17 protein-coding genes and 2 pseudogenes are annotated in these 23965 nt (G+C 73.1%); 12 read left to right on the top strand and 7 right to left on the bottom strand.

Annotation, left to right across the window (positions count from 1 at the left end; all coding sequences use genetic code 11):
- Window positions 1-5 precede the first annotated feature (5 nt).
- The 4 genes from rbfA to ACIQ8B_RS31785 all read left to right on the top strand — a co-directional run bounded on the left by rbfA (window position 6) and on the right by ACIQ8B_RS31785 (window position 6145).
- Entirely contained in the window at window positions 6-455 is a 450-nt protein-coding gene (gene rbfA, locus ACIQ8B_RS31770; protein WP_106412174.1) for a 30S ribosome-binding factor RbfA, read from the top strand.
- The gene (truB, locus tag ACIQ8B_RS31775; protein WP_403551647.1) at window positions 452-1360 is read left to right on the top strand and encodes a tRNA pseudouridine(55) synthase TruB; all 909 of its coding nucleotides are present in this window, start codon (window positions 452-454) and stop codon (window positions 1358-1360) included. Before rbfA ends, truB begins: the two co-directional genes overlap by 4 nt.
- Window positions 1361-1632: 272 nt before the next feature.
- On the top strand, window positions 1633-5043 hold the full coding sequence (locus ACIQ8B_RS31780) for a trypsin-like peptidase domain-containing protein (protein WP_403551649.1): 3411 nt from the start codon (window positions 1633-1635) through the stop codon (window positions 5041-5043).
- Window positions 5044-5182: 139 nt separating this feature from the next.
- Window positions 5183-6145, top strand: a complete 963-nt coding sequence (locus ACIQ8B_RS31785; protein WP_403551651.1) for a bifunctional riboflavin kinase/FAD synthetase — start codon at window positions 5183-5185, stop codon at window positions 6143-6145.
- A gap of 164 nt (window positions 6146-6309) precedes the next feature.
- On the opposite strand, the pseudogene ACIQ8B_RS31790 reads toward ACIQ8B_RS31785, so the two are convergent.
- The 5 genes and pseudogenes from ACIQ8B_RS31790 to ACIQ8B_RS31810 all read right to left on the bottom strand — a co-directional run bounded on the left by ACIQ8B_RS31790 (window position 6310) and on the right by ACIQ8B_RS31810 (window position 13403).
- Window positions 6310-7313 (bottom strand): annotated as a pseudogene (locus ACIQ8B_RS31790) (ABC transporter ATP-binding protein).
- On the bottom strand, window positions 7310-8365 hold the full coding sequence (locus ACIQ8B_RS31795) for an ABC transporter ATP-binding protein (RefSeq protein WP_403551653.1): 1056 nt from the start codon (window positions 8363-8365) through the stop codon (window positions 7310-7312). The pseudogene ACIQ8B_RS31790 and the gene ACIQ8B_RS31795 overlap by 4 nt, the downstream one beginning before the upstream one ends.
- A pseudogene (locus ACIQ8B_RS31800) lies at window positions 8362-8763 on the bottom strand (ABC transporter permease); the annotation flags it as partial. The pseudogene ACIQ8B_RS31800 and the gene ACIQ8B_RS31795, both read right to left, overlap by 4 nt.
- 174 nt (window positions 8764-8937) lie before the next feature.
- Window positions 8938-12396 carry an SCO5717 family growth-regulating ATPase gene (locus tag ACIQ8B_RS31805; protein WP_403551655.1) on the bottom strand — a complete coding sequence of 1153 codons (3459 nt, stop codon included), beginning with the start codon at window positions 12394-12396 and terminating at the stop codon, window positions 8938-8940.
- A 722-nt stretch (window positions 12397-13118) separates the two neighbouring features.
- On the bottom strand, window positions 13119-13403 hold the full coding sequence (locus ACIQ8B_RS31810) for a DUF397 domain-containing protein (RefSeq protein ID WP_403551657.1): 285 nt from the start codon (window positions 13401-13403) through the stop codon (window positions 13119-13121).
- A gap of 267 nt (window positions 13404-13670) precedes the next feature.
- On the opposite strand from ACIQ8B_RS31810, the gene rpsO reads away from it, so the two are divergent.
- From rpsO to ACIQ8B_RS31835, 5 genes are all read left to right on the top strand, one after another.
- The gene (rpsO, locus tag ACIQ8B_RS31815) at window positions 13671-13958 is read left to right on the top strand and encodes a 30S ribosomal protein S15 (protein WP_006130415.1); all 288 of its coding nucleotides are present in this window, start codon (window positions 13671-13673) and stop codon (window positions 13956-13958) included.
- A 357-nt stretch (window positions 13959-14315) separates the two neighbouring features.
- Window positions 14316-16559, top strand: a complete 2244-nt coding sequence (locus tag ACIQ8B_RS31820) for a polyribonucleotide nucleotidyltransferase (RefSeq protein ID WP_403551659.1) — start codon at window positions 14316-14318, stop codon at window positions 16557-16559.
- Window positions 16556-17935: a M16 family metallopeptidase gene (locus ACIQ8B_RS31825; RefSeq protein ID WP_403551661.1), complete on the top strand. Its 1380-nt coding sequence runs from the start codon at window positions 16556-16558 to the stop codon at window positions 17933-17935. The genes ACIQ8B_RS31820 and ACIQ8B_RS31825 overlap by 4 nt, the downstream gene beginning before the upstream one ends.
- Window positions 17936-17973: 38 nt before the next feature.
- Window positions 17974-18726 (top strand): 4-hydroxy-tetrahydrodipicolinate reductase, encoded by a 753-nt coding sequence (dapB, locus tag ACIQ8B_RS31830; RefSeq protein ID WP_403551664.1) that lies wholly within the window; start codon window positions 17974-17976, stop codon window positions 18724-18726.
- 15 nt (window positions 18727-18741) lie between these two features.
- A complete protein-coding gene (locus ACIQ8B_RS31835) occupies window positions 18742-19185 on the top strand; it encodes a hypothetical protein (protein WP_365422965.1) in 444 nt (147 codons plus the stop codon).
- Between the two features lie 15 nt (window positions 19186-19200).
- On the opposite strand, the gene ACIQ8B_RS31840 is transcribed toward ACIQ8B_RS31835, so the two are convergent.
- Window positions 19201-19758: a hypothetical protein gene (locus ACIQ8B_RS31840; protein WP_106412159.1), complete on the bottom strand. Its 558-nt coding sequence runs from the start codon at window positions 19756-19758 to the stop codon at window positions 19201-19203.
- Window positions 19759-19908: 150 nt separating this feature from the next.
- Here ACIQ8B_RS31840 and thyX point away from each other — a divergent pair, with 150 nt between their 5' ends.
- The 3 genes from thyX to ACIQ8B_RS31855 all read left to right on the top strand — a co-directional run bounded on the left by thyX (window position 19909) and on the right by ACIQ8B_RS31855 (window position 23609).
- Window positions 19909-20649, top strand: a complete 741-nt coding sequence (gene thyX, locus ACIQ8B_RS31845) for an FAD-dependent thymidylate synthase (protein ID WP_106412158.1) — start codon at window positions 19909-19911, stop codon at window positions 20647-20649.
- A 218-nt stretch (window positions 20650-20867) separates the two neighbouring features.
- Window positions 20868-21770, top strand: coding sequence for a 4-hydroxy-tetrahydrodipicolinate synthase (gene dapA, locus ACIQ8B_RS31850; RefSeq protein WP_106412157.1), 903 nt, complete (start codon window positions 20868-20870; stop codon window positions 21768-21770).
- Between the two features lie 153 nt (window positions 21771-21923).
- Window positions 21924-23609, top strand: a complete 1686-nt coding sequence (locus ACIQ8B_RS31855; protein WP_403551667.1) for a ribonuclease J — start codon at window positions 21924-21926, stop codon at window positions 23607-23609.
- A gap of 112 nt (window positions 23610-23721) precedes the next feature.
- On the opposite strand, the gene ACIQ8B_RS31860 is transcribed toward ACIQ8B_RS31855, so the two are convergent.
- Window positions 23722-23965, bottom strand: a 244-nt coding sequence (locus tag ACIQ8B_RS31860) for a hypothetical protein (RefSeq protein ID WP_403551669.1), incomplete at its 5' end; no start/stop codon positions are given.

Raw genomic sequence — 23965 nt, forward strand, 5'->3', positions numbered from 1 at the left:
GACCAGTGGCCGACAACGCGCGTGCCAAGAGGCTGGCGGACCTCATCCGAGAGGTGGTGGCCCAGAAGCTGCAGCGCGGGATCAAGGACCCGCGGCTCGGCTCGCACGTCACCATCACGGACACCCGGGTCACCGGTGACCTCAGGGAGGCGACCGTCTTCTACACGGTGTACGGGGACGACGAGGAGCGGAAGGCGGCCGCGGCCGGCCTGGAGTCCGCCAAGGGCGTGCTGCGCTCCGAGGTGGGCCGGGCGGCGGGCGTGAAGTTCACCCCGACCCTCACCTTCGTCATGGACGCCCTGCCGGACACCGCGCGCACCATCGAGGACCTCCTCGACAAGGCGCGCCAGTCCGACGCCAAGGTGCGCGAGGCGTCCGCGGGCGCCGCGTACGCCGGCGAGGCCGACCCGTACCGCAAGCCGGGCGACGACGAGACGGACGACACCGCCGAATGACCCAGAAGCAGACCACGCCCGACGGCCTTGTCATCGTCGACAAGCCGTCGGGCTTCACTTCGCACGACGTGGTCGCCAAGATGCGCGGCATCGCCCGCACCCGCCGGGTGGGCCACGCCGGCACGCTCGACCCGATGGCGACGGGCGTCCTCGTCCTCGGCATGGAGCGGGCGACCAAGCTCCTCGGCCACCTGGCGCTGACCGAGAAGGAATACCTCGGCACGGTCCGGCTCGGCCAGACCACCGTCACCGACGACGCCGAGGGGGAGATCACCGCCTCCGCCGACGCCTCGAAGGTGACCCGCGAGGCCATCGACGCGGGGATCGCCGCCCTGACCGGCGACCTCATGCAGGTGCCGTCCAAGGTCAGCGCCATCAAGATCAACGGGGTGCGCTCCTACAAGCGCGCGCGGGAGGGCGAGGACTTCGACATCCCCGCCCGGCCGGTCACCGTCTCCTCGTTCTCCGTGTACGACGTCCGCGAGGCCGTCGCCGAGGACGGCACGCCGGTGCTGGACCTGGTGGTCTCGGTCGTCTGCTCCTCCGGCACGTACATCCGCGCCCTCGCCCGCGACCTGGGGGCGGGACTGGGCGTGGGCGGCCACCTGACCGCGCTGCGGCGCACCCGCGTCGGCCCCTACCGCCTGGACGCTGCGAAGACCCTGGACGAGCTCCAGGAGAAGCTGACGGTCATGCCGGTCGCCGAGGCCGCGGCGGCCGCCTTCCCCCGCTGGGACGTCGACGAACGCCGCGCCAGGCTGCTGACGAACGGCGTCCGCCTGGACATGCCGGAGGAGTACGCCGGCAGGGGCGCGGTGGCGGTCTTCGGCCCCGGGGAGCGGTTCCTGGCGCTCGTGGAGGAGCAGCGGGGGAAGGCGAAGAGCCTGGCGGTCTTCGCCGCGTGAGGACGGCCCCTCCGGGGGCCGCTTCCGCCGAGGCCGCCCGTGGAGCGGCGCGACACGGGGAGGGGCATGGCGCCGCTCCACGGTCCCCCCTCGGTCCCCCCACCCCCGGGGTCTGTCCGTCCACCCCGTTCCGTTCACCCGCACGCGCGGGCGCTCGGAGTGAAGCGGGGGAGTGGAAGGGGGCGCGTTCGCCGGCCGATCTGTGCCGCTGATCATCGGGGCCCTAAGGTCGCGGGCAAGGCACCAGGTACGGCACGGCAGGAGGCTCCATAATGCCGTCGCTCGACGCCCCGAGGCACGCCCTCGAGCCGTTCCGGGCCGCCGCGGACCCCGGACTGGTCGCGCTCCACGACCTGGCCGGCCGTCCGCGCGGCACCGGCTTCGTGGCCGACCGGCACGGCACCGTGATCACCAGCCACGAGGCCGTCGACGGCCTGCCCCGCCTCGTGCTGTACGGCGCGGAGGGCCGCCACAGCATCGTGACCGCCGACGCCGTCACGCCGTTGCCCGCCCTCGGCCTGGCCCTGGTGCGCGCGGGCGACCTCGGCGTCGCTCCCCTGCCGGTCACCTCGCGGGACACCGTGGAGACCGGTGCGTACGTGCGGATCCCCGCCGGGGGCTGGCGTGAGGCGCGGGTGCTCGGGACGACCACCGTGACGTACACCGCCACCGACCGCGCCCACCGCGTGCCCGGCGCCCTGGAGCTGGCCGTCGGCACCGCCGGGCGGGACGCGCTGCGGCTCGGCGGCGGCGCGGCGGGCGGCCCCGTGCTCGACCCCGCCACCGGCACCGTCGTCGGCGTTCTCGGCACCGCGCTGCGCACCGCCGCCTCCGACGTCGGCTTCGCCGTCCCCCTGCGCCCCACGGTCCCCGCCCTCGCCGGGCTGCTCATGGAGAACGCGGCCACGGTCCCCGCGTACGGGAGCGACCTCAACCTCGCCGGGCTGGTCGGCCTCACCGCCGCCTCGGTGGCCCGTCACGGCCCGCAGGCGGTCGTCGAGCCCGTCGAACGGCCCGCCGTGCGCACGGAGCTTCACGCCTTCGAGCGGGGCGACGCCGCCGTGCTGGGCCTCGTCGGGCCGCCCGGGAGCGGCCGCAGCACCGAACTCGCCGCCCTCGCCGGCCGCCGCCACCGCGAGGGCCTGCCCACGCTGTGGCTGCGCGGGGCCGACCTGCGTGAGGACGACACCTCGGTCGCCGACGCCGCCCGCCGCGCCCTGGAGCGGGCCGCGGCCGACGTGACCGCCCGTATGCCGTTCCCGCCGCAGGACCTCGGCGACCTCGCGCCCGAGCGTCTCGCGCTGCTCGCCCACACCGCCGGCCGCCCCCTGCTGCTCCTCCTCGACGACCTCGGGCAGATGGCGCCCGGACTGTACCGGCGGCGCGTCGCGTGGGCCGAGGAGACCGCGCGCCGGCTGCGCGCCACGGGCACCCGCCTGGTGGTGTCCTGCGGCGCCGAGCACTGGGAGGAGGCCGGTTTCGCGTCCGGTCTGCTCCACCACGGCGGCACGGGCCCCGAGGGGCTCCCGCCGTGCGTGGTCCTCGGCGACCTCACCGCCGACGAGGCCCGCGAGGCCCGCGCCCGGTACGGCATCCCCGAGGGCGCCGTCAGCGAGGCCGACGCGGCCCACCCGCTGACCCTGCGGCTGCTCGCCGAGGTCCGGTCGGACGTCGCCGCGGCGGCACCCGACGGTCCCGTCGACCGCGACGACGTGCTAGCCGCCCACCTGGACCTCACGTGCCTGCGGATCGCCCAGCGCCTCGCCGGGGGGCTCGGCGTCCGCGGCACCGCCGTACGCCGTCTGGCCGCCAGGGCCGCGGGGAAGGCGCACGAGGCGGCCCGGCGCTGCCTCGGCACGGAGGACGGGGCACTGGACCGCGCGTCGTTCGAGGAGCTGTTCCCCGAGCCGGGGACCGGGTTCGCGACCGCCTCCGGCCGGCACGGCGGCGCGGCGCCCGGATGGGCGGACGCCGTGCTCGCCGAAGGGCTCCTCGTCCCGGCCGGGGACGGCTACCGGTTCGGGCACGAGGAGCTCGCCGACTGGCTCCAGGGCGCCCACCTCGACCTGGACGGCGCCCTGCACACCCTGGTGCACGCCCCCGCCCCCGCCGCCGGCACCGAGCCCGTGCCCCGCCACCGCATCGGTCCCGTCGTCGAGGCCCTGCTGTGCCTCGCCCGCAGGCACGGCGCCGCCCGGCTCTCGTCCCGCCTGGCCGACCTGACGCACGCCCTGGACGCCGACCCCGGCTCCTGGTGGGCCTCCCGCCTGCTCACCGGCGTCCTCACCCGCGTACCGGACGCCGGCCCGTACGCGGACGTGCTGCGTCTGCTCGCCGACCGCGTCGTCGCCTGGCGGGAGCAGCGGAGGGCCGTCCCGCCCGGGCTGGGCCCCGCCTTCTGGACGCGGCTGCGGCTGCCCGTGGACGCGCGGTGCGCCCTGCTGCGCCGCCTGGTGCCGGCCGACGGGCCCCCGTGCGAGAGCGCCCCCCGCTTCCTCGACGCCGTCGCCGGCCTGCTCACCGCCGAGCCCGCGACCGTACTGCCGTACCTGATCCGCTGGTTCGACGACGAGCGGCCGCTGCCGGCCACCCCGCACGCCACCGTGGCGACCGCCGCGCAGGCCCTGCTGCACACGCACCGCCACGCCGCGCCCGACGCGCTGACCGAGGCACTGGCCGACAGCCCGCACCGGCGGGCCGACGAACTGCTCGCCGTGCTGGCCGAGGAGGAGCCCGGCACGATGTGCCGGGCCGTCGACCGCTGGGCCGAGGACCCGCGCCCCGCCCGCCGGGCCGCGGCCGTCACCCACGGCCTGCGGGTCGCGCCGTACGCCCGCGACCTCGGCGACCGCACGCTGCTGCGGTACGCCGCCCTCGCGGTCCTCGTGCGCACCGCCGACCGCGCGCTGCACGGCGGCGCCCTCGCCCTCCTGGTCCGCGACCCGGACAGCAGGGGCCGCCATCTCGCCCGCGCCCTGGAGCGGTTCGCGGAGGGCGACCCGCACTTCCCGCCGAGCGCGCTCACCGACGCCCTGACGACCCACACCGAGCCCGTGCTCGCCGCCTTCCGCACGCGGCTCACGGAGGGCACGGACGCGGACGACACCTTCCGCGCCCTCGCCGACGCCACCACGCCCGCCCTCGCGCGGCCGGTCGCCGCCCTCGTACGGGAGGCCGTGGCCCTGCGGCCCGAACTGACCGGCAGCGTCGCCGGGTACGCCGACCGCCGCCTCGACCTCGGCCCCGCCGCCCGCGCCGTGCTGCGCCTGCTCCTCACCGAGCTGCTCGACGACGGCCCGCGCCCCCTGCGGCTGGCCCTCGCCGGCGTCCTCGCCGCGCCCGGCGCCTCCGCCTCCCGCCCCCTGCGCCGCGCCCTGCTCGACACGCTGCTCGCCCGGGAGACCGACCCCGGCGTGCTGGACGCGGTGCTGCGCGCCGCCGCCCGGAACACCGGCCCGGAGCTGCGGGTGCTCGTCCACCGCACGGGACTGCTCCTCGTCCGCACGGCCGAGGGCGCCGCCCGCCTCGACCGCACCCTCGCCGACCTGGCCCGCCACGTGCCGGGCCTCGCGGCGGCCGTGGCGGGCTGGCTCGCGGACGCCCCGCGCGTCTGGGGGCCGCTCGTCGGACCCGCCACCCGGGAGGTGATCGACGAGCTGACGGGCGCGGCCGCCCCCGTCTGACACCACCGGGCGCGTGCACGTCGTCACACAGCCCCATGCCGATGCGAGCCGGTCCACCCGGCATGGCACCCTTAGAGCTGCGCAGAGAAGTCCACGGACTCGGGTTCGTCCGACAAGGTTTCGACAAGGAGCAGTCACAGTGCAGCGCTGGCGTGGCTTGGAGGACATCCCCCACGACTGGGGGCGCAGCGTCGTCACCATCGGCTCCTACGACGGAGTGCACCGCGGGCACCAGCTGATCATCCGGCACGCCGTGGACCGCGCCCGCGCGCTCGGCGTCCCCGCGGTCGTCGTCACCTTCGACCCGCACCCCAGCGAGGTGGTCCGCCCCGGCAGCCACCCGCCGCTGCTCGCCCCGCACCACCGGCGCGCGGACCTCATGGCCGGGCTGGGCGTGGACGCGGTGCTGGTCCTGCCCTTCACCACCGAGTTCTCGAAGCTGTCGCCGGCCGAGTTCGTGGTCAAGGTGCTGGTCGACAAGCTGCACGCCAAGGCGGTCGTCGAGGGCCCCAACTTCCGCTTCGGCCACAAGGCCGCGGGCACCGTGCGGTTCCTCGCCGAGCAGGGCACGGTGTACGACTTCGAGGTCGAGGTCGTCGACCTGTACGTGACCGGTGAGGCAGGCGGCGGCGAGCCGTTCTCCTCCACGCTCACCCGTCGGCTGGTCGCCGAGGGCGACGTCGAGGGCGCCGCCGAGATCCTCGGCCGTCCGCACCGCGTCGAGGGCGTCGTCGTGCGCGGCGCCCAGCGCGGCCGCGACCTCGGCTTCCCCACGGCCAACGTCGAGACGCTCCCGCACACCGCGGTCCCCGCCGACGGGGTGTACGCGGGCTGGCTGCACGCGCAGGGCGAGGCGATGCCGGCGGCGATCTCCGTCGGCACCAACCCGCAGTTCGACGGCACCGAGCGGACCGTGGAGGCGTACGCCATCGACCGCGTCGGCCTCGACCTGTACGGGCTGCACGTCGCCGTGGACTTCCTGGCGTTCGTGCGCGGCCAGGCGAAGTTCGACACGCTGGACGATCTGCTCACGCAGATGGGGCGGGACGTCGAGCGGTGCAAGGAGCTCGTCGCGGCAGCCGAGCGGGAGAAGGGCGCTTGAGCGGTCGCCGAGCGGGACCAAGGTCCGTGGGGATTCGCCGAGCGGGATCAGGGCGTTCGGCGAGCCGCCGAGCGGGATCAGGGCGCCGGGGAGTCGCTGGGCGAGGTGTCAGGGCGCGTGAGGAGCCCTCGGGGTGGCACGGCGGCTGAGCGGTCGCTCCCCGGTCAGCGTGCCGCCGCCCAGTGGCACGCCACCTGAGCCGTGCCGCCGCCGGTCAGGATCCCCGGATCCCGCGTGCGGCACGCCTGCGCGACTCCCGCCCGTTCCGCCTCCCCGCTCGCCAGGATCGGGCAGCGGGCGTGGAAACGGCAGCCGGACGGAATCCGGGACGGGTCCGGGGGCTCGCCGGTGAGGACCACGGGGTCGCCGGGCGCCTCGGGAAGCACCGACAGCAGAGCCTGCGTGTAAGGGTGCCGGGGAGCGGTCAGCACCTGTTCCACCGGCCCGGTCTCCACGATCCGGCCCAGATACATCACCGCCACCCGGTCGGCGATGTTCCAGGCCAGCCCCAGATCGTGCGTGACGACCAGTGCGGACAGCCCCAGGTCGTCGCGCAGCCGCAGCAGCAGCGCGAGGATCTCGCCGCGCACGGAGGCGTCGAGGGAGGCCACGGGCTCGTCGGCGACGAGGAGTTCGGGCTCCAGCACCAGCGCGCCCGCGATCACCACCCGCTGGCGCTGACCGCCGGACAGCTCGTGCGGACGGCGCGGGAAGAAGCGCTCCGGCGGGCGCAGTCCCGCCCGGGACAGCGCCCCGGCCACGGTCGCCCGCTCGTCACCGCCGTGACCGTGGATGCGCAGCCCCTCGGCCACCGCGTCGTACACGGTGTGCCGTGGGTTGAGCGAGCCGCTCGGGTCCTGCAGCACCAGCTGCACGCGCTTGCGGTACGCCTTCAGCCGGCGGCCGGAGCGCTCCAGCGGCCGCCCGTCAAGGTGACGCTCCCGGCGGTGAGCGCGACCAGGCCCAGCAGGGCGCGGGCCAGCGTGGTCTTCCCGCACCCGGACTCACCGACCAGGGCGACGATCTCACCGGGCCGGATGTCGAGATCGACCCCGTCCACGGCCCGGGCGTCGGGGGCGCCGTGCCGACCGGGAAAGGTGACGTGCACGCGGTGCGCGCTGAGCAGCGCGGCCCGCGTGCCGGCGCCGGGGGAGGGGGAGACGGTCATGGGGTGCGGGGCCTCGTTTCCTGACGGGGGTGTACGGCGTCACCGGTGCCGGGCCGTACCGGGCCTTCACGCGGCTTCGCGGCCCCCGCCTCTCCACCGCCGTCCCGCCCGACCCGTACGCAAGCCGCCCGCCACCCCGCGCCCACCTCGCGCAACGCCTGGTCCTCGACCGCGCAGGAGTCCAGCGCCACCGCGCAGCGCGGATGGAACGCGCAGCCGCCCGGCAGCGCCGACGGGTCCGGTGGGTCGCCGGGCAGGCCGCGTGGTGCGAAGCGGGAGGACGGGTCGCCGATGCGTGGGAAGGCGGCCGACAGGGCCCGGGCGTACGGGTGTCGGGCGGCCTCGTGGACCTGGCCGGCGGGCCCCTCCTCGACCACCCGCCCCGCGTACATCACCGCGATCCGGTCGCAGGTGTCGGCGAGCACCGCCAGGTCGTGACTGATCATCATCAGCCCCACGCCCTGGTCCGCGACCAGCTGTCCGATCAGTCGCAGGATCTGCGCCTGGAGCATCACGTCCAGCGCGGTGGTCGGTTCGTCCGCGATGACCAGCCGCGGGTCGCAGGCCAGTGCCATCGCGATCGTCACCCGCTGCCGCTGGCCGCCGGACAGCTCGTGCGGAAAGGCCGCCGCACGGGCCGCCGGAAGACCGACCTGTTCCAGCAGCTCCCCGGCCCGCTTCCGGGCCGCGCCCGCCGTCGCCCGGCCGTGCAGCAGGATCGGCTCGGCGATCTGGTCGCCGATGCGGTGCACGGGGTTGAGGGAGTGCATCGCCCCCTGGAAGACGATCGAGGCGCCGGCCCAGCGCACGGCCCGGACCCGGCCCCAGCTCATGGCCGGCACGTTCTCGCCGTCCAGCAGGATCTCCCCGGTGACCCGGGCGCCCGCCGGAAGCAGCCGCAGCAGCGCCAGCGCGAGCGTGGACTTCCCGCAGCCCGACTCGCCGGCGAGGCCGAGCTTCCGCCCGGCGTCCAGCCGCAGGTCCACCCCGCGCACGGCCGCGGCGCCGCCCGCGTACGTCACCGTCAGGTCCCTGACCTCGAGCAGACTCACCCCGGCACCCCCAGCCTGGGGTTGAGGACCTGCTCCACGGCCCGCCCGCACAGCGTGAACGCCAGCGCCACCACGGCGATGGCCACACCCGGCGGCACCAGGTACCACCAGTGGCCGGAGCTCACCGCTCCCGCCTCCCGCGCGTCCTGCAGCAGCGCGCCCCACGACACGACCGACGGATCACTGAGGCCGAGGAAGGCGAGCGTCGCCTCGGCGAGGATCGCCGTCGAGATGATCAGGGTCGTCTGCGCCAGCACCAGCGGCATCACATGGGGCAGCACGTGCCGGGACATGATGTGCCGGTGGCCGCCGCCCAGCGCCCGTGCCCGCTCGATGTACGGCCGGGTCTCCACCGCCAGGGTCTGCGCACGCACCAGCCGCGCGGTGGTCGGCCAGGTGGGCGCGCGCACCCCATGTGGCCTGCGGAAACATTCAGTTGACGCTGTGTTTGCACCTCATTGGTCGAGACCACTGACGCGCTGCTGGTCGGCGGCTGACGGTGCGCAGACGCGAAAGCGGCCCCTCGTGGAGGGGCCGCTTTCCCTTACGGGCGCGGTGGTCCGGGTCGCGCCCTACTGCTGCGCCGGTCCGGGGTGTCCCGGCTGCCCCGGCTGCGGGGGGTACGGCTGGGGCCGGCCCGGCGCCGGCGGGTAGGGCTGACCGGGCTGGGCCTGCTGGCCCGGCTGCGCCGGGGGGTGACCCGGGTGGGCGGGCGGCTGGCCGGGCTGGGCCTGGGGCTGCGCCGGCTGCCCCGGCTGACTCGGGTGGGCATAGGGCTGGCCCGGGTGAGCCTGTGGGGGCTGCTGCGGGTGCTGTGGCTGCTGCGGGTACGCCCCCGGCTGGCCGGGGACGGCCTGTCCCGGCCCGTACGGTCCCGGGGCGGGCTGTCCGGGCACGGGTTGGCCCGGAACCGGCTGACCAGGCATGGGCTGGCCGGGCATGGGCTGGCCCGGGATCGGCTGTCCCGGCAGGGGCGGCGCGGCGACCGGCGGCGGGTTGCCGTCGGACGTCCACAGCCCGTGCGACTGCTGGTGCCGGACGAAGTCCTCCGCGACCATCGCCGCGAGGTTGAAGTACGCCTCCCGCACCTTCGGCCGCATCATGTCGAGGTCGACCTCCGCACCGGCGGCCAGGTGCTCGTCGAACGGCACGACGATGACACCCCGGCAGCGCGTCTCGAAGTGCGACACGATGTCCTCGACCTTGATCATCTTGCCGGTCTCGCGCACGCCGGAGATGACGGTGAGGGACCGGGACACGAGGTCCGCGTACCCGTGTGCCGACAGCCAGTCCAGCGTCGTGCTGGCACTGCTCGCACCGTCCACGGACGGCGTGGAGATGATGATGAGCTGGTCGGCGAGGTCCAGCACCCCGCGCATGGCGGAGTACAGCAGGCCGGTGCCCGAGTCGGTGAGGATGATCGGGTACTGCTTGCCGAGCACGTCGATCGCGCGCCGGTAGTCCTCGTCGTTGAACGTCGTGGACACGGCCGGGTCGACGTCGTTGGCGATGATCTCCAGACCGGACGACGCCTGCGACGTGAACCGCCGGATGTCCATGTAGGAGTTGAGGTACGGGATCGCCTGGACGAGGTCACGGATGGTGGCCCCGGTCTCGCGCCGCACGCGGCGGCCGAGCGTACCGGCGTCCGGGTTGGCGTCGATCGCCAGGATCTTGTCCTGCCGCTCGCTGGCGAGCGTGGAGCCGAGGGCGGTGGTGGTGGTCGTCTTGCCGACGCCGCCCTTGAGGCTGATGACGGCGATGCGGTAGCAGGACAGCACCGGCGTGCGGATCAGCTCCAGCTTCCGCTGCCGCTCGGCCTCCTCCTTCTTCCCGCCCAGCTTGAACCGCGACCCGCCGGACGCGGGGCGGCTGCTCTTCGCCTTCTGCTTCTTGCTGTTGAGCAGCCGGTCCGACGACAGTTCGACTGCCGCCGTGTAACCGAGCGGCGCGGCACCGGGGTTGACCGGCTGCCGCTGGTCGTGCTGCACGGGCTGCGGCCAGGCGGTACCGCTGCGCGGGTCGACGGGCTGCTGCGGGGGCTGTGCCTGCGGCGGGACACCAGGGTGCGGCTGCTGAGGCTGCTGGTGCGGCGGCTGCGGCTGCGCGGGCGGGGTGGGCTGCTGGTGCGGCGGCTGCTGGGGGAAGCCGTAACCGCCCGGCTGGGCCGGGGGAGTGGGCCCGCCCGGAGCACCGGCGCCGGGCTGCGGGAACCCGTATCCGGCGGGCTGGTCGGGCGTGCCCGGTTGCGGCTGGGCGGGAGGCTGCGGGAACCCGTACCCGGGTTGCTGGGCGGGTGCGCCCGGCCGAGGTGCGGGCTGTGCTTCGGGCTGGGGCTGGGGCTGGGGCTGCGCGGGCGGGAAGCCGTATCCGGCCGGGGGCGCGGGTGGGACCGGAGCCTGCGGCGGCTGCTGAGCAGCGGGTGTCGACGGGGCAGCCGGTGCCGGGGGCTCGGCCTGCTGCTGACCCGGCACGGCGGGCTGCGGAAAGCCGTATCCGGGCTGCTGGGCGGGTGCGCCCGGCTGGGGCTGGGCGGGTGGCTGCGTGGGCGTGGCGGGCGGGAAGCCGTATCCGGCCGGGGACGCGGGCGGGACCGGAGCCTGCGGCGGCTGCTGGGCCGCCACTGCCGGCTGCGCCGGGGGAACCGGCGGGGGGTTCCAGGCAGCCGGCGCCGGCTGGGGGGCCTGCGGCTGGAACGGGGCCTGCGGAGCGGGCGCACCACCCTGCGGAGCCTGCGGCTGCGGCGGCTGCACGGACCAGTCGCCGCCCGACGGCGGAGCGATCGGGCGGGCAGGCGGAACCGGAGGCGCCTGAGGCGCGTCGACCGGCCCCGGAACGGCGTCCCCGGGCTCGCTGCCCTGGTCGTCGGCGTCGGCGGGAACCGCCTCCTCCGGCTCGGCTCCGGCAGGCTCGTCGTCGTCCGGCTCCGCCACGTCGTCGGACGACACGGCGTCCTCGGGCCGGTCCTCGTCCTTGGCCGCCGCCGGGACATCACCCTCTACGTCAGCCACCGAGGCCGCGTCCGATTCAGCGGACTCGTCCTCTTCCACGGCGGCGGCAGCGCTCTCGGCGCCCTCGTCGTCGCGCTCGTCGACGTCGTGGGGGCCGAAGGAGTCGGCGTCGAGACTGTCCTCGTCGCCGGCGTCGGCCTCGTCGACACCCGTGTCGTCGTTCGTCCCTGGCAAAGCATCGGCAGTGTCCTCCTCCGCCACGACCGGCTCGACCGAGGCCTCGGAGCTGGAGCCGGCCTCCTCCTTCTCCGCCTCGGCGGCCGCATCGCGCTCAGCGATCTCCCGCTGCAACGCGGCGGCGGAGAAACGGATCGTGGCGCCGCTCCCGATGTCACCCTTGTCGGTCCCGTCCGACGGCTCCCCGTGCGGCGACGGCTGCTGCCCGACCGGCATGGCCGGCACGGCAGTCGGAGACGGAGAGGCGTCCGTCGGGGCCGAGTCGGACTCGGGCTCCCGCTCAGGCTCCTTCTTCCCCTGCGCGTCCGGCTCCGGCTGCTGCGGCTCGAACCCGCTCCCCACCGGCAGCCGGGGCACGGCGACGGGCCCACCGGAGGGCGGCGGGGGAGGCGTGAACGGGGCGCCCGGAGCGGGTGCGGGCGCGGGCGGAGTGAAAGGCGCCCCCGGCGCCGGAGGGGTCGGCAGGGCGGACGGCCCGGAGGCCCCCACGGCGTGCGGCGGCGGGGTCAGCCCCGGCAGCGGCGGAATCGGCCCACCGGAAGCACCCGTCGGCGAGGAGGACGTACCGGACCCGCCGGACGGCGAGGAAGAACCTCCCGAAGTCCCCGACGCCCCCGAACTCCCCGAATCCGCGGAAGATCCGGACGAGTTGCCGGAATCAGAAGGGGAGGAACCGGCCGACGAGGCCGAGGAAGACGCCCCCGAGGCGTTCTGCGTGTACCAGGCCGGCGGCGCGTAGTCGATGGTGAACTCGCCCGTCGTCTCGACGGAGGACTCCGCGTCGGGCTGGTCATCGCCGGGGGTCGCCCAGCTCCCGTGCGTACCGTCCCGATCGCTGCTCACAGTTCCTCCTGATTGGTCGAGCACCCTCGTGCCGTGCTGGGGGCGACCATCTGCCCTCCCCGTCAGGACGCCCGTACCCGTACGACGGGTTCTGGCGTCACACCGGGTACCAGCCTAATCACCACGACCGTCACCTCGGGAGGCCCGCCCTCGGCCCGGTGTCCGACCACTCCGTCACGTCCAGCGGGACCGCCGCCTCGGTCCGGTGTCCGCGGTGCGTTCTCCTGCCGTTGCGGGGAGATGTGGAGCAAGTCCTGCGACACGAAACCGTGTTGACCTTGCTGGCCGAGGAACACGGGGCAACTCCCGCACCGCCTCGCGCAGGACCGCACAGGCGTCGGATGCGGCGGAAAAGGACTGGAACGTCCTTCATCGCCTGAGACTGGGCCTGGGCCTAGGTGAGGGAAGGCCGGTCGCGACGGGGGCCGGTTGCCGCTCGCTCGATGGCACCCCCGAGCTCCGCGCGGCTCGAGTCGGACCGGTGGGCCGCTCCCGGAGCGGCGGGCACGCGCTCGTGCCGCCGCACGTCCGCGCGGCTGGCCCGATCCGCCCGCAGGCATCGATGCGCCGCCATGTGCCGTCCCCCGTCGTGAGACCGACGGCGCACGGAACGGCGGCACCGGCCCTGACGCCCAGGCGTCGCGCCCCGTCCCCGTTCTCTTCGACGGTGGACGAGGTGCGGCGCCCGACGGGCCTCCCCCGGGCGCCGCACCTTCGAACGCCTACGCCTGCGCGTCGCCCTCCGCCGGCTCCAGGTCGAACTCCCCGTCGCGCGCGCCCAGCACGAACGCGCGCCACTCCGCCTCCGTGTACCGCAGCACGGTGTCCGGGTCGAGGGAGGACCGCATGGCCACGGCGCCGCCGGGCAGGTACGCGATCTCCACCCGCTCCTCGTGCTCCTCCGTGCCCGGCGCGCCGTGCCACTCGACACCGGAGATGTCGAGGGCGTAGAGCTCGTTCTTCTCCCGCTCCTTGCGCGCCTTGATCTCCTCAGCCGTCTCCGCCATGCCCCAGCGACCCCTTCCCGACGTACGATCGATCCGAGCGCTCACCCTAGTGGCCCGCCCCGTCCCTCCTCGCGGGTTCGACGGACCGGAGGAAAGACGCCCGCCGCCACCTGGTACTCTGGGCGATGGCCGTTTGTGTACGCACCCCCGGAGCCGTCCGCTCTGGAGGCCGCGCCCAGCGGATCCCCGCCTTCCGAGTCGTGGAAGACCCCCCGAGACGCAGACCGGGGGCACTCGGTGGCCACTCACAGATCACGAGGAGTACGCGTGTCGCTCGACGCCGCAGTGAAGAAGCAGATCATCTCCGAGTTCGGCACCAAGGAGGGTGACACCGGCTCCCCCGAGGTCCAGGTCGCTCTGCTGTCCCGTCGGATCTCCGACCTGACGGAGCACCTGAAGACCCACAAGCACGACCACCACTCCCGCCGTGGCCTGCTGATCCTCGTCGGTCAGCGCCGCCGGCTGCTGCAGTACCTCGCCAAGAAGGACATCCAGCGCTTCCGTGCGCTGGTCGAGCGCCTCGGCATCCGCCGCGGTGCGGCGGGCGCCAAGTAAGACGCCGTGAAGGGAGCGGTTCCCTGGGACAAGGGGGCCGCTCCCTTTGCTGTACGTGCGGAGTGTCACCCCGCCTTTGTAGTGTGGTAGCACAACGCAAGAACTACGACTCAGTGTGATGACCCGCGCCGCATCGGGTATGCGATCCACGGACATCACACCGGACGTCACCCGACGTCCCCCTTACGAGGGGAAGCGCACCTCGCCGCCGCCGGTCCTCGGTAGTGGCCCCCGGGAGAGTGAACCCCGGGTGCTTCGATCGAAGACCGGCCCGCACCAGTGGAGCGCTTCTCCGCCCCGTCCCCTCGCCACACGGGCGAACGGGACGAAAGACGACAAGTAACGGAGAAAACGCTGGTGGAGAACGAGACCCACTACGCCGAGGCCGTCATCGACAACGGCTCCTTCGGCACCCGCACCATCCGCTTCGAGACGGGCCGCCTCGCCAAGCAGGCCGCCGGCTCCGCCGTGGCGTACCTGGACGACGACACCATGGTGCTGTCGGCCACCACCGCTTCCAAGAACCCCAAGGACCAGCTCGACTTCTTCCCCCTCACGGTGGACGTCGAGGAGCGGATGTACGCGGCCGGGAAGATCCCCGGCTCGTTCTTCCGCCGTGAGGGCCGTCCCTCCGAGGACGCCATCCTCACCTGCCGCCTGATCGACCGCCCGCTGCGCCCGTCCTTCAAGAAGGGCCTGCGCAACGAGATCCAGGTCGTCGCCACCATCATGGCGCTCAACCCCGACCACCTGTACGACGTCGTGGCGATCAACGCCGCCTCCGCGTCCACGCAGCTGGCCGGCCTGCCCTTCTCCGGCCCGATCGGCGGCGTCCGCGTCGCGCTGATCCGCGGCCAGTGGGTCGCCTTCCCGACGCACACCGAGCTCGAGGACGCCGTCTTCGACATGGTCGTCGCGGGCCGTGTCCTGGAGGACGGCGACGTCGCGATCATGATGGTCGAGGCCGAGGCCACCGAGAAGACGATCAAGCTCGTCGAGGGCGGCGCCGAGGCGCCGACCGAGGAGGTCGTCGCCGCCGGTCTGGACGCCGCGAAGCCCTTCATCAAGGTGCTCTGCAAGGCCCAGGCCGACCTCGCCGCGAAGGCCGCCAAGCCGACCGGCGAGTTCCCGATCTTCCTGGACTACCAGGACGACGTCCTCGAGGCGCTGACCGCCGCCGTGAAGCCCGAGCTGGCCCAGGCGCTGACCATCGCCGGCAAGCAGGAGCGCGAGGCCGAGCTGGACCGCGTCAAGCAGCTCGCCGCCGAGAAGCTCCTGCCGGAGTTCGAGGGCCGCGAGAAGGAGATCTCCGCCGCGTACCGCGCGCTGACCAAGTCCCTGGTCCGCGAGCGCGTCATCAAGGAGAAGAAGCGCATCGACGGCCGCGGTCTGACCGACATCCGCACCCTGGCCGCCGAGGTCGAGGCCATCCCGCGCGTGCACGGCTCCGCGCTGTTCGAGCGCGGCGAGACCCAGATCCTGGGCGTCACCACGCTGAACATGCTGCGCATGGAGCAGCAGCTGGACACCCTCTCCCCGGTGACCCGCAAGCGCTACATGCACAACTACAACTTCCCGCCGTACTCCGTCGGCGAGACCGGCCGCGTGGGCTCCCCCAAGCGCCGCGAGATCGGCCACGGCGCCCTCGCCGAGCGCGCCATCGTGCCCGTGCTGCCGACGCGCGAGGAGTTCCCCTACGCGATCCGCCAGGTGTCCGAGGCCCTCGGCTCCAACGGCTCGACGTCCATGGGCTCCGTCTGCGCCTCCACCATGTCGCTGCTGAACGCCGGTGTGCCGCTGAAGGCCCCCGTCGCCGGTATCGCCATGGGCCTGATCTCCCAGGAGATCGAGGGCGAGACGCACTACGTCACCCTCACCGACATCCTCGGTGCGGAGGACGCCTTCGGCGACATGGACTTCAAGGTCGCCGGCACCAAGGAGTTCGTGACCGCCCTCCAGCTCGACACCAAGCTGGACGGCATCCCGGCCTCCGTCCTGGCCGCCGCCCTCAAGCAGGCCCGTGACGCCCGCCTCCACATCCTCGACGTGATGATGGAAGCGATCGACACGCCGGACGAGATGTCCCCGAACGCGCCGCGGATCATCACCGTGAAGATCCCGGTCGACAAGATCGGCGAGGTCATCGGCCCCAAGGGCAAGATGATCAACCAGATCCAGGAGGACACCGGCGCCGAGATCACCATCGAGGACGACGGCACCATCTACATCGGCGCCGCCGACGGCCCGGCCGCCGAGGCCGCCCGCGCCACGATCAACGGCATCGCCAACCCGACGATGCCCGAGGTCGGCGAGCGCTACCTGGGCACGGTCGTGAAGACCACCACCTTCGGCGCGTTCGTCTCCCTGCTGCCCGGCAAGGACGGTCTGCTGCACATCTCGCAGATCCGCAAGCTGGCCGGCGGCAAGCGCGTGGAGAACGTCGAGGACGTCCTCGGCGTGGGCCACAAGGTCCAGGTCGAGATCGCCGAGATCGACTCCCGCGGCAAGCTCTCCCTGATCCCCGTGATCGAGGGCGAGACCGACAGCGACTCCGCCGCGGGCGCTTCCGACGACGACAAGAAGGACGACGCCGACAAGTGACGTCCCGTAGCGCCAAGGCGACGGCCCGCACCTCCTCGGAGGCGCGGGCCGTCGCCCGTACCCAAACCCTCATCAAGGGCGAGAACGGCATCGGCACGGTCCGCAGGACCACCCTTCCGGGCGGACTGCGCATCGTCACCGAGACCCTGCCCTCGGTCCGCTCGGCGACCTTCGGCATCTGGGCCCACGTAGGCTCCCGCGACGAGACGCCGGCCCTCAACGGAGCCACCCACTACCTGGAGCACCTGCTCTTCAAAGGCACGGCCACCCGCTCCGCGCTGGACATCTCCGCCGCCATCGACGCCGTCGGCGGCGAGATGAACGCGTTCACGGCCAAGGAGTACACGTGCTACTACGCGCGCGTGCTCGACACCGACCTGCCGCTCGCCATCGACGTGGTGTGCGACATGCTGACGGGCTCGGTGATCCGCGAGGAGGACGTCGACGTCGAGCGCGGCGCCATCCTCGAAGAGATCGCCATGACCGAGGACGACCCGGGCGACTGCGTGCACGACCTGTTCGCGCACACGATGTTCGGCGACAACCCGCTCGGCCGCCCCGTCCTCGGCACGGTCGACACGGTCAACGCCCTCACCGCCGACCGCATCCGCCGCTTCTACAGGAAGCACTACGACCCCACGCACCTGGTGGTCGCCTGCGCGGGCAACGTCGACCACGACAAGGTCGTCCGCCAGGTCCGCGCCGCCTTCGAGAAGGCCGGCGCGCTCAAGGACCCGGCCGCGCAGCCGATCGCCCCGCGCGGCGGCCGGCGCACCCTGCGCACCGCAGGGCGCGTCGAGCTGCTCGACCGCAGGACGGAGCAGGCCCACATCGTGCTCGGCATGCCGGGCCTCGCCCGCACCGACGAGCGGCGCTGGGCGCTCGGCGTGCTGAACACCGCCCTCGGCGGCGGCATGTCCTCCCGGTTGTTCCAGGAGGTCCGCGAGAAGCGCGGCCTGGCCTACAGCGTGTACTCGTACACCTCCGGGTTCGCCGACTGCGGCCTGTTCGGCGTGTACGCGGGCTGCAGGCCCTCCCAGGTGCACGACGTGCTGAAGATCTGCCGTGACGAACTCGACCACGTCGCCGAGCACGGCCTGCCCGACGACGAGATCGAGCGCGCCATCGGCCAGCTCAGGGGCTCCACCGTCCTCGGCCTCGAGGACACCGGCGCGCTGATGAACCGTATCGGCAAGAGCGAGCTGTGCTGGGGCGAGCAGATGTCGGTCGACGACATGCTGGCCCGGATAGCCTCGGTCACCCCGGACGACGTGCGCTCGGTCGCCCGGGACATCCTGGGACGGCGGCCCTCCCTGTCGGTCATCGGCCCGCTGAAGGACAAGCAGGCGGCCCGGCTGGCCGAGGCCGTCGCCTGACCCACCCCGGCACCACACCCGGTAAGGAAGCAACAGACATGAGCAAGCTGCGCGTGGCGGTCCTCGGCGCCAAGGGCCGGATCGGCTCCGAGGCGGTACGGGCGGTCGAGGCCGCCGAGGACATGGAACTGGTCGTCGCCCTCGGCCGGGGCGACAAGCTCGAGACCCTCGCCGAGACCGGCGCCCAGGTCGCCGTCGAGCTGACCACCCCCGCCTCGGTCATGGGCAACCTCGACTTCTGCGTGCGTCACGGCATCCACGCGGTGGTCGGCACCACCGGCTGGACCGACGACCGTCTCGCGCAGCTCAGGGGATGGCTCGACCAGGCCCCGGGGACGGGCGTGCTCATCGCCCCGAACTTCTCCATCGGCGCCGTGCTGACCATGAAGTTCGCCCAGATCGCCGCCCCGTACTTCGAGTCCGTCGAGGTCGTGGAGCTGCACCACCCCAACAAGGTGGACGCCCCCAGCGGCACCGCCACGCGCACCGCCCAGCTCGTCGCCGAGGCCCGCCGCCAGGCCGGCAGCGCCCCCGCCCCGGACGCCACGACCACCGCCCTCGACGGCGCCCGCGGCGCCGACGTCGACGGGGTCCCGGTGCACGCGGTCCGGCTGCGCGGCCTCCTCGCCCACCAGGAGGTCCTGCTGGGCGCCGAGGGCGAGACCCTCACCGTCCGCCACGACTCCCTGCACCACAGCAGCTTCATGCCGGGCATCCTGCTCGGCGTCCGCCGCGTGGTGAGCGCCCCCGGCCTCACCTTCGGCCTGGAACACTTCCTCGACCTGAACTGAGCCGGTCCCACCCTCATGCGCGCGAAGATCTCCTACGCCCTCACGGCCGCCGTCCTGGTCGTCTACTTCGTCCTGGTCGGCAGCCGTGGCGTGCTGCTCATCAAGGCCGGCACGCTCCTCACGGTCACCCTGGGGGTGGCCGTGCTGATCCTGCCGGTCATCGGCGTGTGGTTCCTCTGGAAGAACACCCAGTTCGTCCGGGACGCCAACCGGCTCGCCGCCGAGCTGGACGCCGAGGGCGGCCTGCCCGTCGACAACCTCAGGCGGCTGCCCAGCGGCCGTATCGACCGGGAGTCCGCCGACGAGGTCTTCGCGCTCCGCAAGGCCGAGACGGAGGACGCGCCCGACGACTGGCGCAGCTGGTTCCGGCTCGCCGTGGCCTACCACGACGCCCGGGACACCCCGCGCGCCCGCAAGGCGATGCAGCGGGCCATCGCCCTGCGCAAGACCGTCTCCTGAGCGCGCGGGCAGGCGTCAGGAGCGCCCGTACTCGTCCGCCCACGCCTCGACCGTGTCGGCCGCGCGGTCGAAGGCCAGCGGGTCGCGCCCCAGGAAGTCCGCGTTGTGCGAGGTGAGCAGCGGCGCCGGCGTCTCCCGCGAGCGGCCCCGCAGGCTCATGACCAACGCCTGCCCCTGCACGGTCCGGGGCAGCCCCAGCCAGCGCACCGGCTGTTGCACCGTGCGCACCGAGACCACTTGGTCCCAGGCGGTCGTCCGGGTGCTGACGAACGCCACGTGACGCAGCCCGCGGGCGCTCACCCACACGCCCATGCGCAGCAGCCGCAGCGCGGCCGCCACGAGGACCAGCGCGAACGCGAACACGGCGGCGGCCGACGCGGGCGTGGCCGTCGCCGCGATGATCACGGCGGCGAACAGCACGAACGAGGCGAGCAGTAGCAGGACCGCCCCCGCCCCCACCCGCCAGGGGCCGGGCCGGTAGGGACGCCGCCAGCGGTCCCGGTCGTCGTACGGCAGCGCGATGTCGTCCGCCGTGTCGAAGGCGCGATCGGCCGTCAGGAAGGGCAGGGGCACGGTGGTCCTCACTCGATCCATGCAGGGGCTGTGCCCGGTGAGGCTATCGATCTGTGTCACCGGTCACCACCCTCGGGGGTCCGTACGGCGCTCCCGCAGCGCCGTAGAGTGGGCGCCGCCCCGAGAAGTGATGGAAGGACCTCCCGCGCCGTGACCGACACCCCTGCCGACGACCTCAAGCCCACCTTCCGCAGCGATGTGACCGTCGAGCTGGTGAAGCACACCGCGTCCGACGCCGATGTGCTGTTCGCCGCCCGCGTCTCGACCGTCGGCGAGCAGTCCCTGGACGAGCTGCAGAAGGACCCCGAGCGGTCCAAGGGCCTGATCAACTACCTGATGCGGGACCGGCACGGCAGCCCCTTCGAGCACAACTCGATGACCTTCTTCATCAGCGCCCCGATCTTCGTCTTCCGCGAGTTCATGCGGCACCGGGTCGGCTGGTCGTACAACGAGGAGTCGGGCCGCTACCGGGAGCTCCAGCCCGTCTTCTACGTCCCGGACGCGGACCGCAAGCTCGTCCAGGAGGGCCGCCCCGGCAAGTACCGCTTCGTCGAGGGCACCGCGGAACAGCAGGACCTCGTCGGACGCGCCATGGAGGACTCGTACCGGCAGTCCTACGAGGCGTACCAGAAGATGCTGGCCGCCGGCGTGGCCCGCGAGGTCGCCCGCTCGGTGCTCCCCGTCGGCCTGTACTCGTCGATGTACGCCACGTGCAACGCCCGCTCGCTGATGCACTTCCTCGGTCTGCGCACCCAGCACGAGCTGGCCAAGGTGCCGTCCTTCCCGCAGCGGGAGATCGAGATGGCCGGCGAGAAGATGGAGGCCGAGTGGGCCCGCCTGATGCCGCTGACCTACGCCGCCTTCAACGCCAACGGGCGCGTCGCCCCGTAACGGGCGTCCTCCGCGTCCCGCGCGGCAGGCGAGCACGATGTACGGGTCAGCCGCACGAAGCGTCCGTATTGCGGCATTTCGCGAAGTTCATCTAGCCTGATCAAACGGACCCGGCACTGCCTGAACCCCCGAGCGGGCAGTGCCGGGTCCCCCTCCGCAGCCCCTGCCGCCTCCCCCGAGGGAAGACCCCGGCCTGAGCAACGAGTAGCGTGTAACCCATGGCTCCGACCTCGACTCCGCAGACCCCCTTCGGGCGGGTCCTCACCGCCATGGTCACGCCCTTCACGGCGGACGGCGCACTCGACCTCGACGGCGCACAGCGGCTCGCCACCCACCTGGTGGACGCAGGCAACGACGGCCTGATCGTCAACGGCACCACCGGCGAGTCCCCCACCACCAGCGACGCGGAGAAAGCGGATCTCGTACGGGCCATCGTGGCGGCGGTCGGCGACCGCGCCCACGTCGTGGCCGGTGTCGGCACCAACGACACCCACCACAGCATGGAACTGGCCCGCGCCGCGGAGCGCGCCGGCGCCCACGGACTGCTCGTCGTCACGCCGTACTACAACAAGCCCCCGCAGGAGGGCCTGTACCGGCACTTCACGGCCGTCGCCGACGCCGCCGGACTGCCCGTCATGCTCTACGACATCCCGGGCCGCAGCGGCGTGCCGATCAGCACCGAGACGATCGTCCGCCTCGCCGAGCACCCCCGCATCGTCGCCAACAAGGACGCCAAGGGCGACCTCGGCCGCGCGGGCTGGGCCATCGCCCGCTCGGGACTCGCCTGGTACTCCGGCGACGACATGCTCAACCTGCCGCTGCTCTCCATCGGCGCGGTCGGCTTCGTCTCCGTCGTCGGCCACCTCGTCACCCCCGAGCTGCGCGCCCTGGTCGAGGCGTACACCTCCGGCGACGTCCAGAAGGCCACGGAGATCCACCAGAAGCTGCTCCCCGTCTACACGGGCATGTTCCGCACCCAGGGCGTCATGACCACCAAGGCGGCGCTCGCGCTCAAGGGCCTCCCCGCGGGCCCCCTGCGCGCCCCCATGGCCGAGTGCACGCCCGAGGAGATCGAGCAGCTCAAGATCGATCTTGCCGCGGGCGGGGTACAACTTCAGTAATCAGACTTCGCGCGCCCGGGCGCGCAGACGGACTCCACAACTGAATACGCGGGCCACCGGTGCCCGCGCCCCTTCACGACAACTGCTGTTGCACGAACGTCACGCGCGCCACGTGCCCGACCGGTACGTGGCGCGCGTGGTGAGGAGAGTCTTTTGAGTCATCCGCATCCTGAACTCGGTCCGCCCCCGCCGCTGGCCGAAGGCGGCCTGCGGGTCACCCCGCTCGGTGGCCTCGGCGAGATCGGCCGCAACATGACGGTCTTCGAGTACGGAGGCCGCCTGCTGATCGTCGACTGCGGAGTGCTCTTCCCCGAGGAGGAGCAGCCCGGAATCGACCTGATCCTGCCCGACTTCTCGTCCATCCGGGACCGTCTCGACGACATCGAGGGCATCGTCCTCACCCACGGCCACGAGGACCACATCGGCGGCGTCCCCTACCTCCTGCGCGAGAAGCCGGACATCCCGCTGATCGGCTCCAAGCTGACCCTCGCCCTCATCGAGGCCAAGCTCCAGGAGCACCGCATCCGCCCGTACACCCTGCAGGTCGCGGAGGGGCAGCGCGAGCGCATCGGCCCCTTCGACTGCGAGTTCGTGGCGGTCAACCACTCCATCCCGGACGCGCTCGCCGTGGCCATCCGCACGCCCGCCGGCATGGCGGTGCACACGGGCGACTTCAAGATGGACCAGCTCCCGCTGGACCGCCGCCTCACCGACCTGCACGCGTTCGCCCGGCTCAGCGAGGAGGGCATCGACCTCCTCCTCTCCGACTCGACGAACGCCGAGGTCCCGGGCTTCGTCCCGCCCGAGCGCGACATCTCCAACGTGCTGCGCCAGGTCTTCGCCGGTGCCCGCAAGCGGATCATCGTGGCCAGCTTCGCCAGCCACGTCCACCGCATCCAGCAGATCCTGGACGCGGCCCACGAGTACGGCCGCAGGGTCGCCTTCGTCGGACGCTCCATGGTGCGCAACATGGGCATCGCCCGCGACCTCGGCTACCTCAAGGTCCCGCCGGGCCTGGTCGTGGACGTCAAGACGCTCGACGACCTCCCCGACAGCGAGGTGGTCCTGGTCTGCACGGGCTCCCAGGGCGAGCCGATGGCCGCGCTGTCCCGCATGGCCAACCGCGACCATCAGATCCGGATCGTCGAGGGCGACACGGTGATCCTGGCGTCGTCGCTGATCCCCGGCAACGAGAACGCGGTCTACCGCGTGATCAACGGACTGACCCGCTGGGGCGCCAACGTCGTCCACAAGGGCAACGCCAAGGTGCACGTCTCCGGGCACGCCTCGGCGGGCGAGCTGCTGTACTTCTACAACATCTGCCGCCCGAAGAACCTGATGCCGGTCCACGGCGAGTGGCGCCACCTGCGCGCCAACGCCGAACTGGGCGCCCTCACCGGCGTCCCGCACGACCGCATCGTCATCGCCGAGGACGGCGTGGTCGTCGACCTCGTCCAGGGCAAGGCCAAGATCTCCGGCAAGGTCCAGGCAGGCTACGTCTACGTCGACGGCCTCTCCGTCGGCGACGTCGGCGAGCCGGCCCTGAAGGACCGCAAGATCCTCGGCGACGAGGGCATCATCTCGGTCTTCGTGGTCATGGACTCCTCCACCGGCAAGATCACCGGCGGCCCCCACATCCAGGCTCGCGGCTCCGGCATCGAGGACTCCGCGTTCGGCGACGTGACTCCACGGATCACCGAGGTGCTCGAGCGCTCGGCCCAGGACGGGGTCGTCGAACCCCACCAGATGCAGCAGCTCATCCGCCGCACGCTGGGCAAGTGGGTCTCCGACACCTACCGGCGCCGGCCGATGATCCTGCCGGTGGTGGTCGAGGTCTGACGGACCGTCGGACACCGCGCGTGAGCGAACCGGCAGCGGGGCGCCTCGATTTGCATCGGGGCGCCCCGCTCCAGTACGTTTGCAACTCCTCCCGGACGGGCACTCGACGACTTCACGCGTCGGGCGCCAGCGCCCGGTGAGGACGGGAAAACCGGCTCAGAATCTCTGATAAAGTCGGATCGCCGGAAAGGAAAGCGCGAAAGCGTCGACCTGGAAAGCGCCGAGGAAATCGGATCGAAAAGATCTGATAGAGTCGGAAAAACCGAAGGGAAGCGCCCGGAGGAAAGCCCGAGAGGGTGAGTACGAAGGAAGCGTCCGTTCCTTGAGAACTCAACAGCGTGCCAAAAGTCAACGCC

The organism is Streptomyces sp. NPDC096105 (genome assembly GCF_044763335.1).
In the GTDB taxonomy this organism is placed as follows: domain Bacteria; phylum Actinomycetota; class Actinomycetes; order Streptomycetales; family Streptomycetaceae; genus Streptomyces.

What these genes read in the sequence shown, in the direction of transcription:
- truB (WP_403551647.1), top strand. Translation starts at nt 452, where the DNA reads ATGACCCAGAAGCAGACCACGCCCGACGGCCTTGTCATCGTCGACAAG.
- ACIQ8B_RS31780 (WP_403551649.1), top strand. Translation starts at nt 1,633, where the DNA reads ATGCCGTCGCTCGACGCCCCGAGGCACGCCCTCGAGCCGTTCCGGGCC.
- ACIQ8B_RS31810 (WP_403551657.1), bottom strand. Translation starts at nt 13,403, where the DNA reads ATGGCGGAGACGGCTGAGGAGATCAAGGCGCGCAAGGAGCGGGAGAAG.
- dapB (WP_403551664.1), top strand. Translation starts at nt 17,974, where the DNA reads ATGAGCAAGCTGCGCGTGGCGGTCCTCGGCGCCAAGGGCCGGATCGGC.
- ACIQ8B_RS31835 (WP_365422965.1), top strand. Translation starts at nt 18,742, where the DNA reads ATGCGCGCGAAGATCTCCTACGCCCTCACGGCCGCCGTCCTGGTCGTC.
- dapA (WP_106412157.1), top strand. Translation starts at nt 20,868, where the DNA reads ATGGCTCCGACCTCGACTCCGCAGACCCCCTTCGGGCGGGTCCTCACC.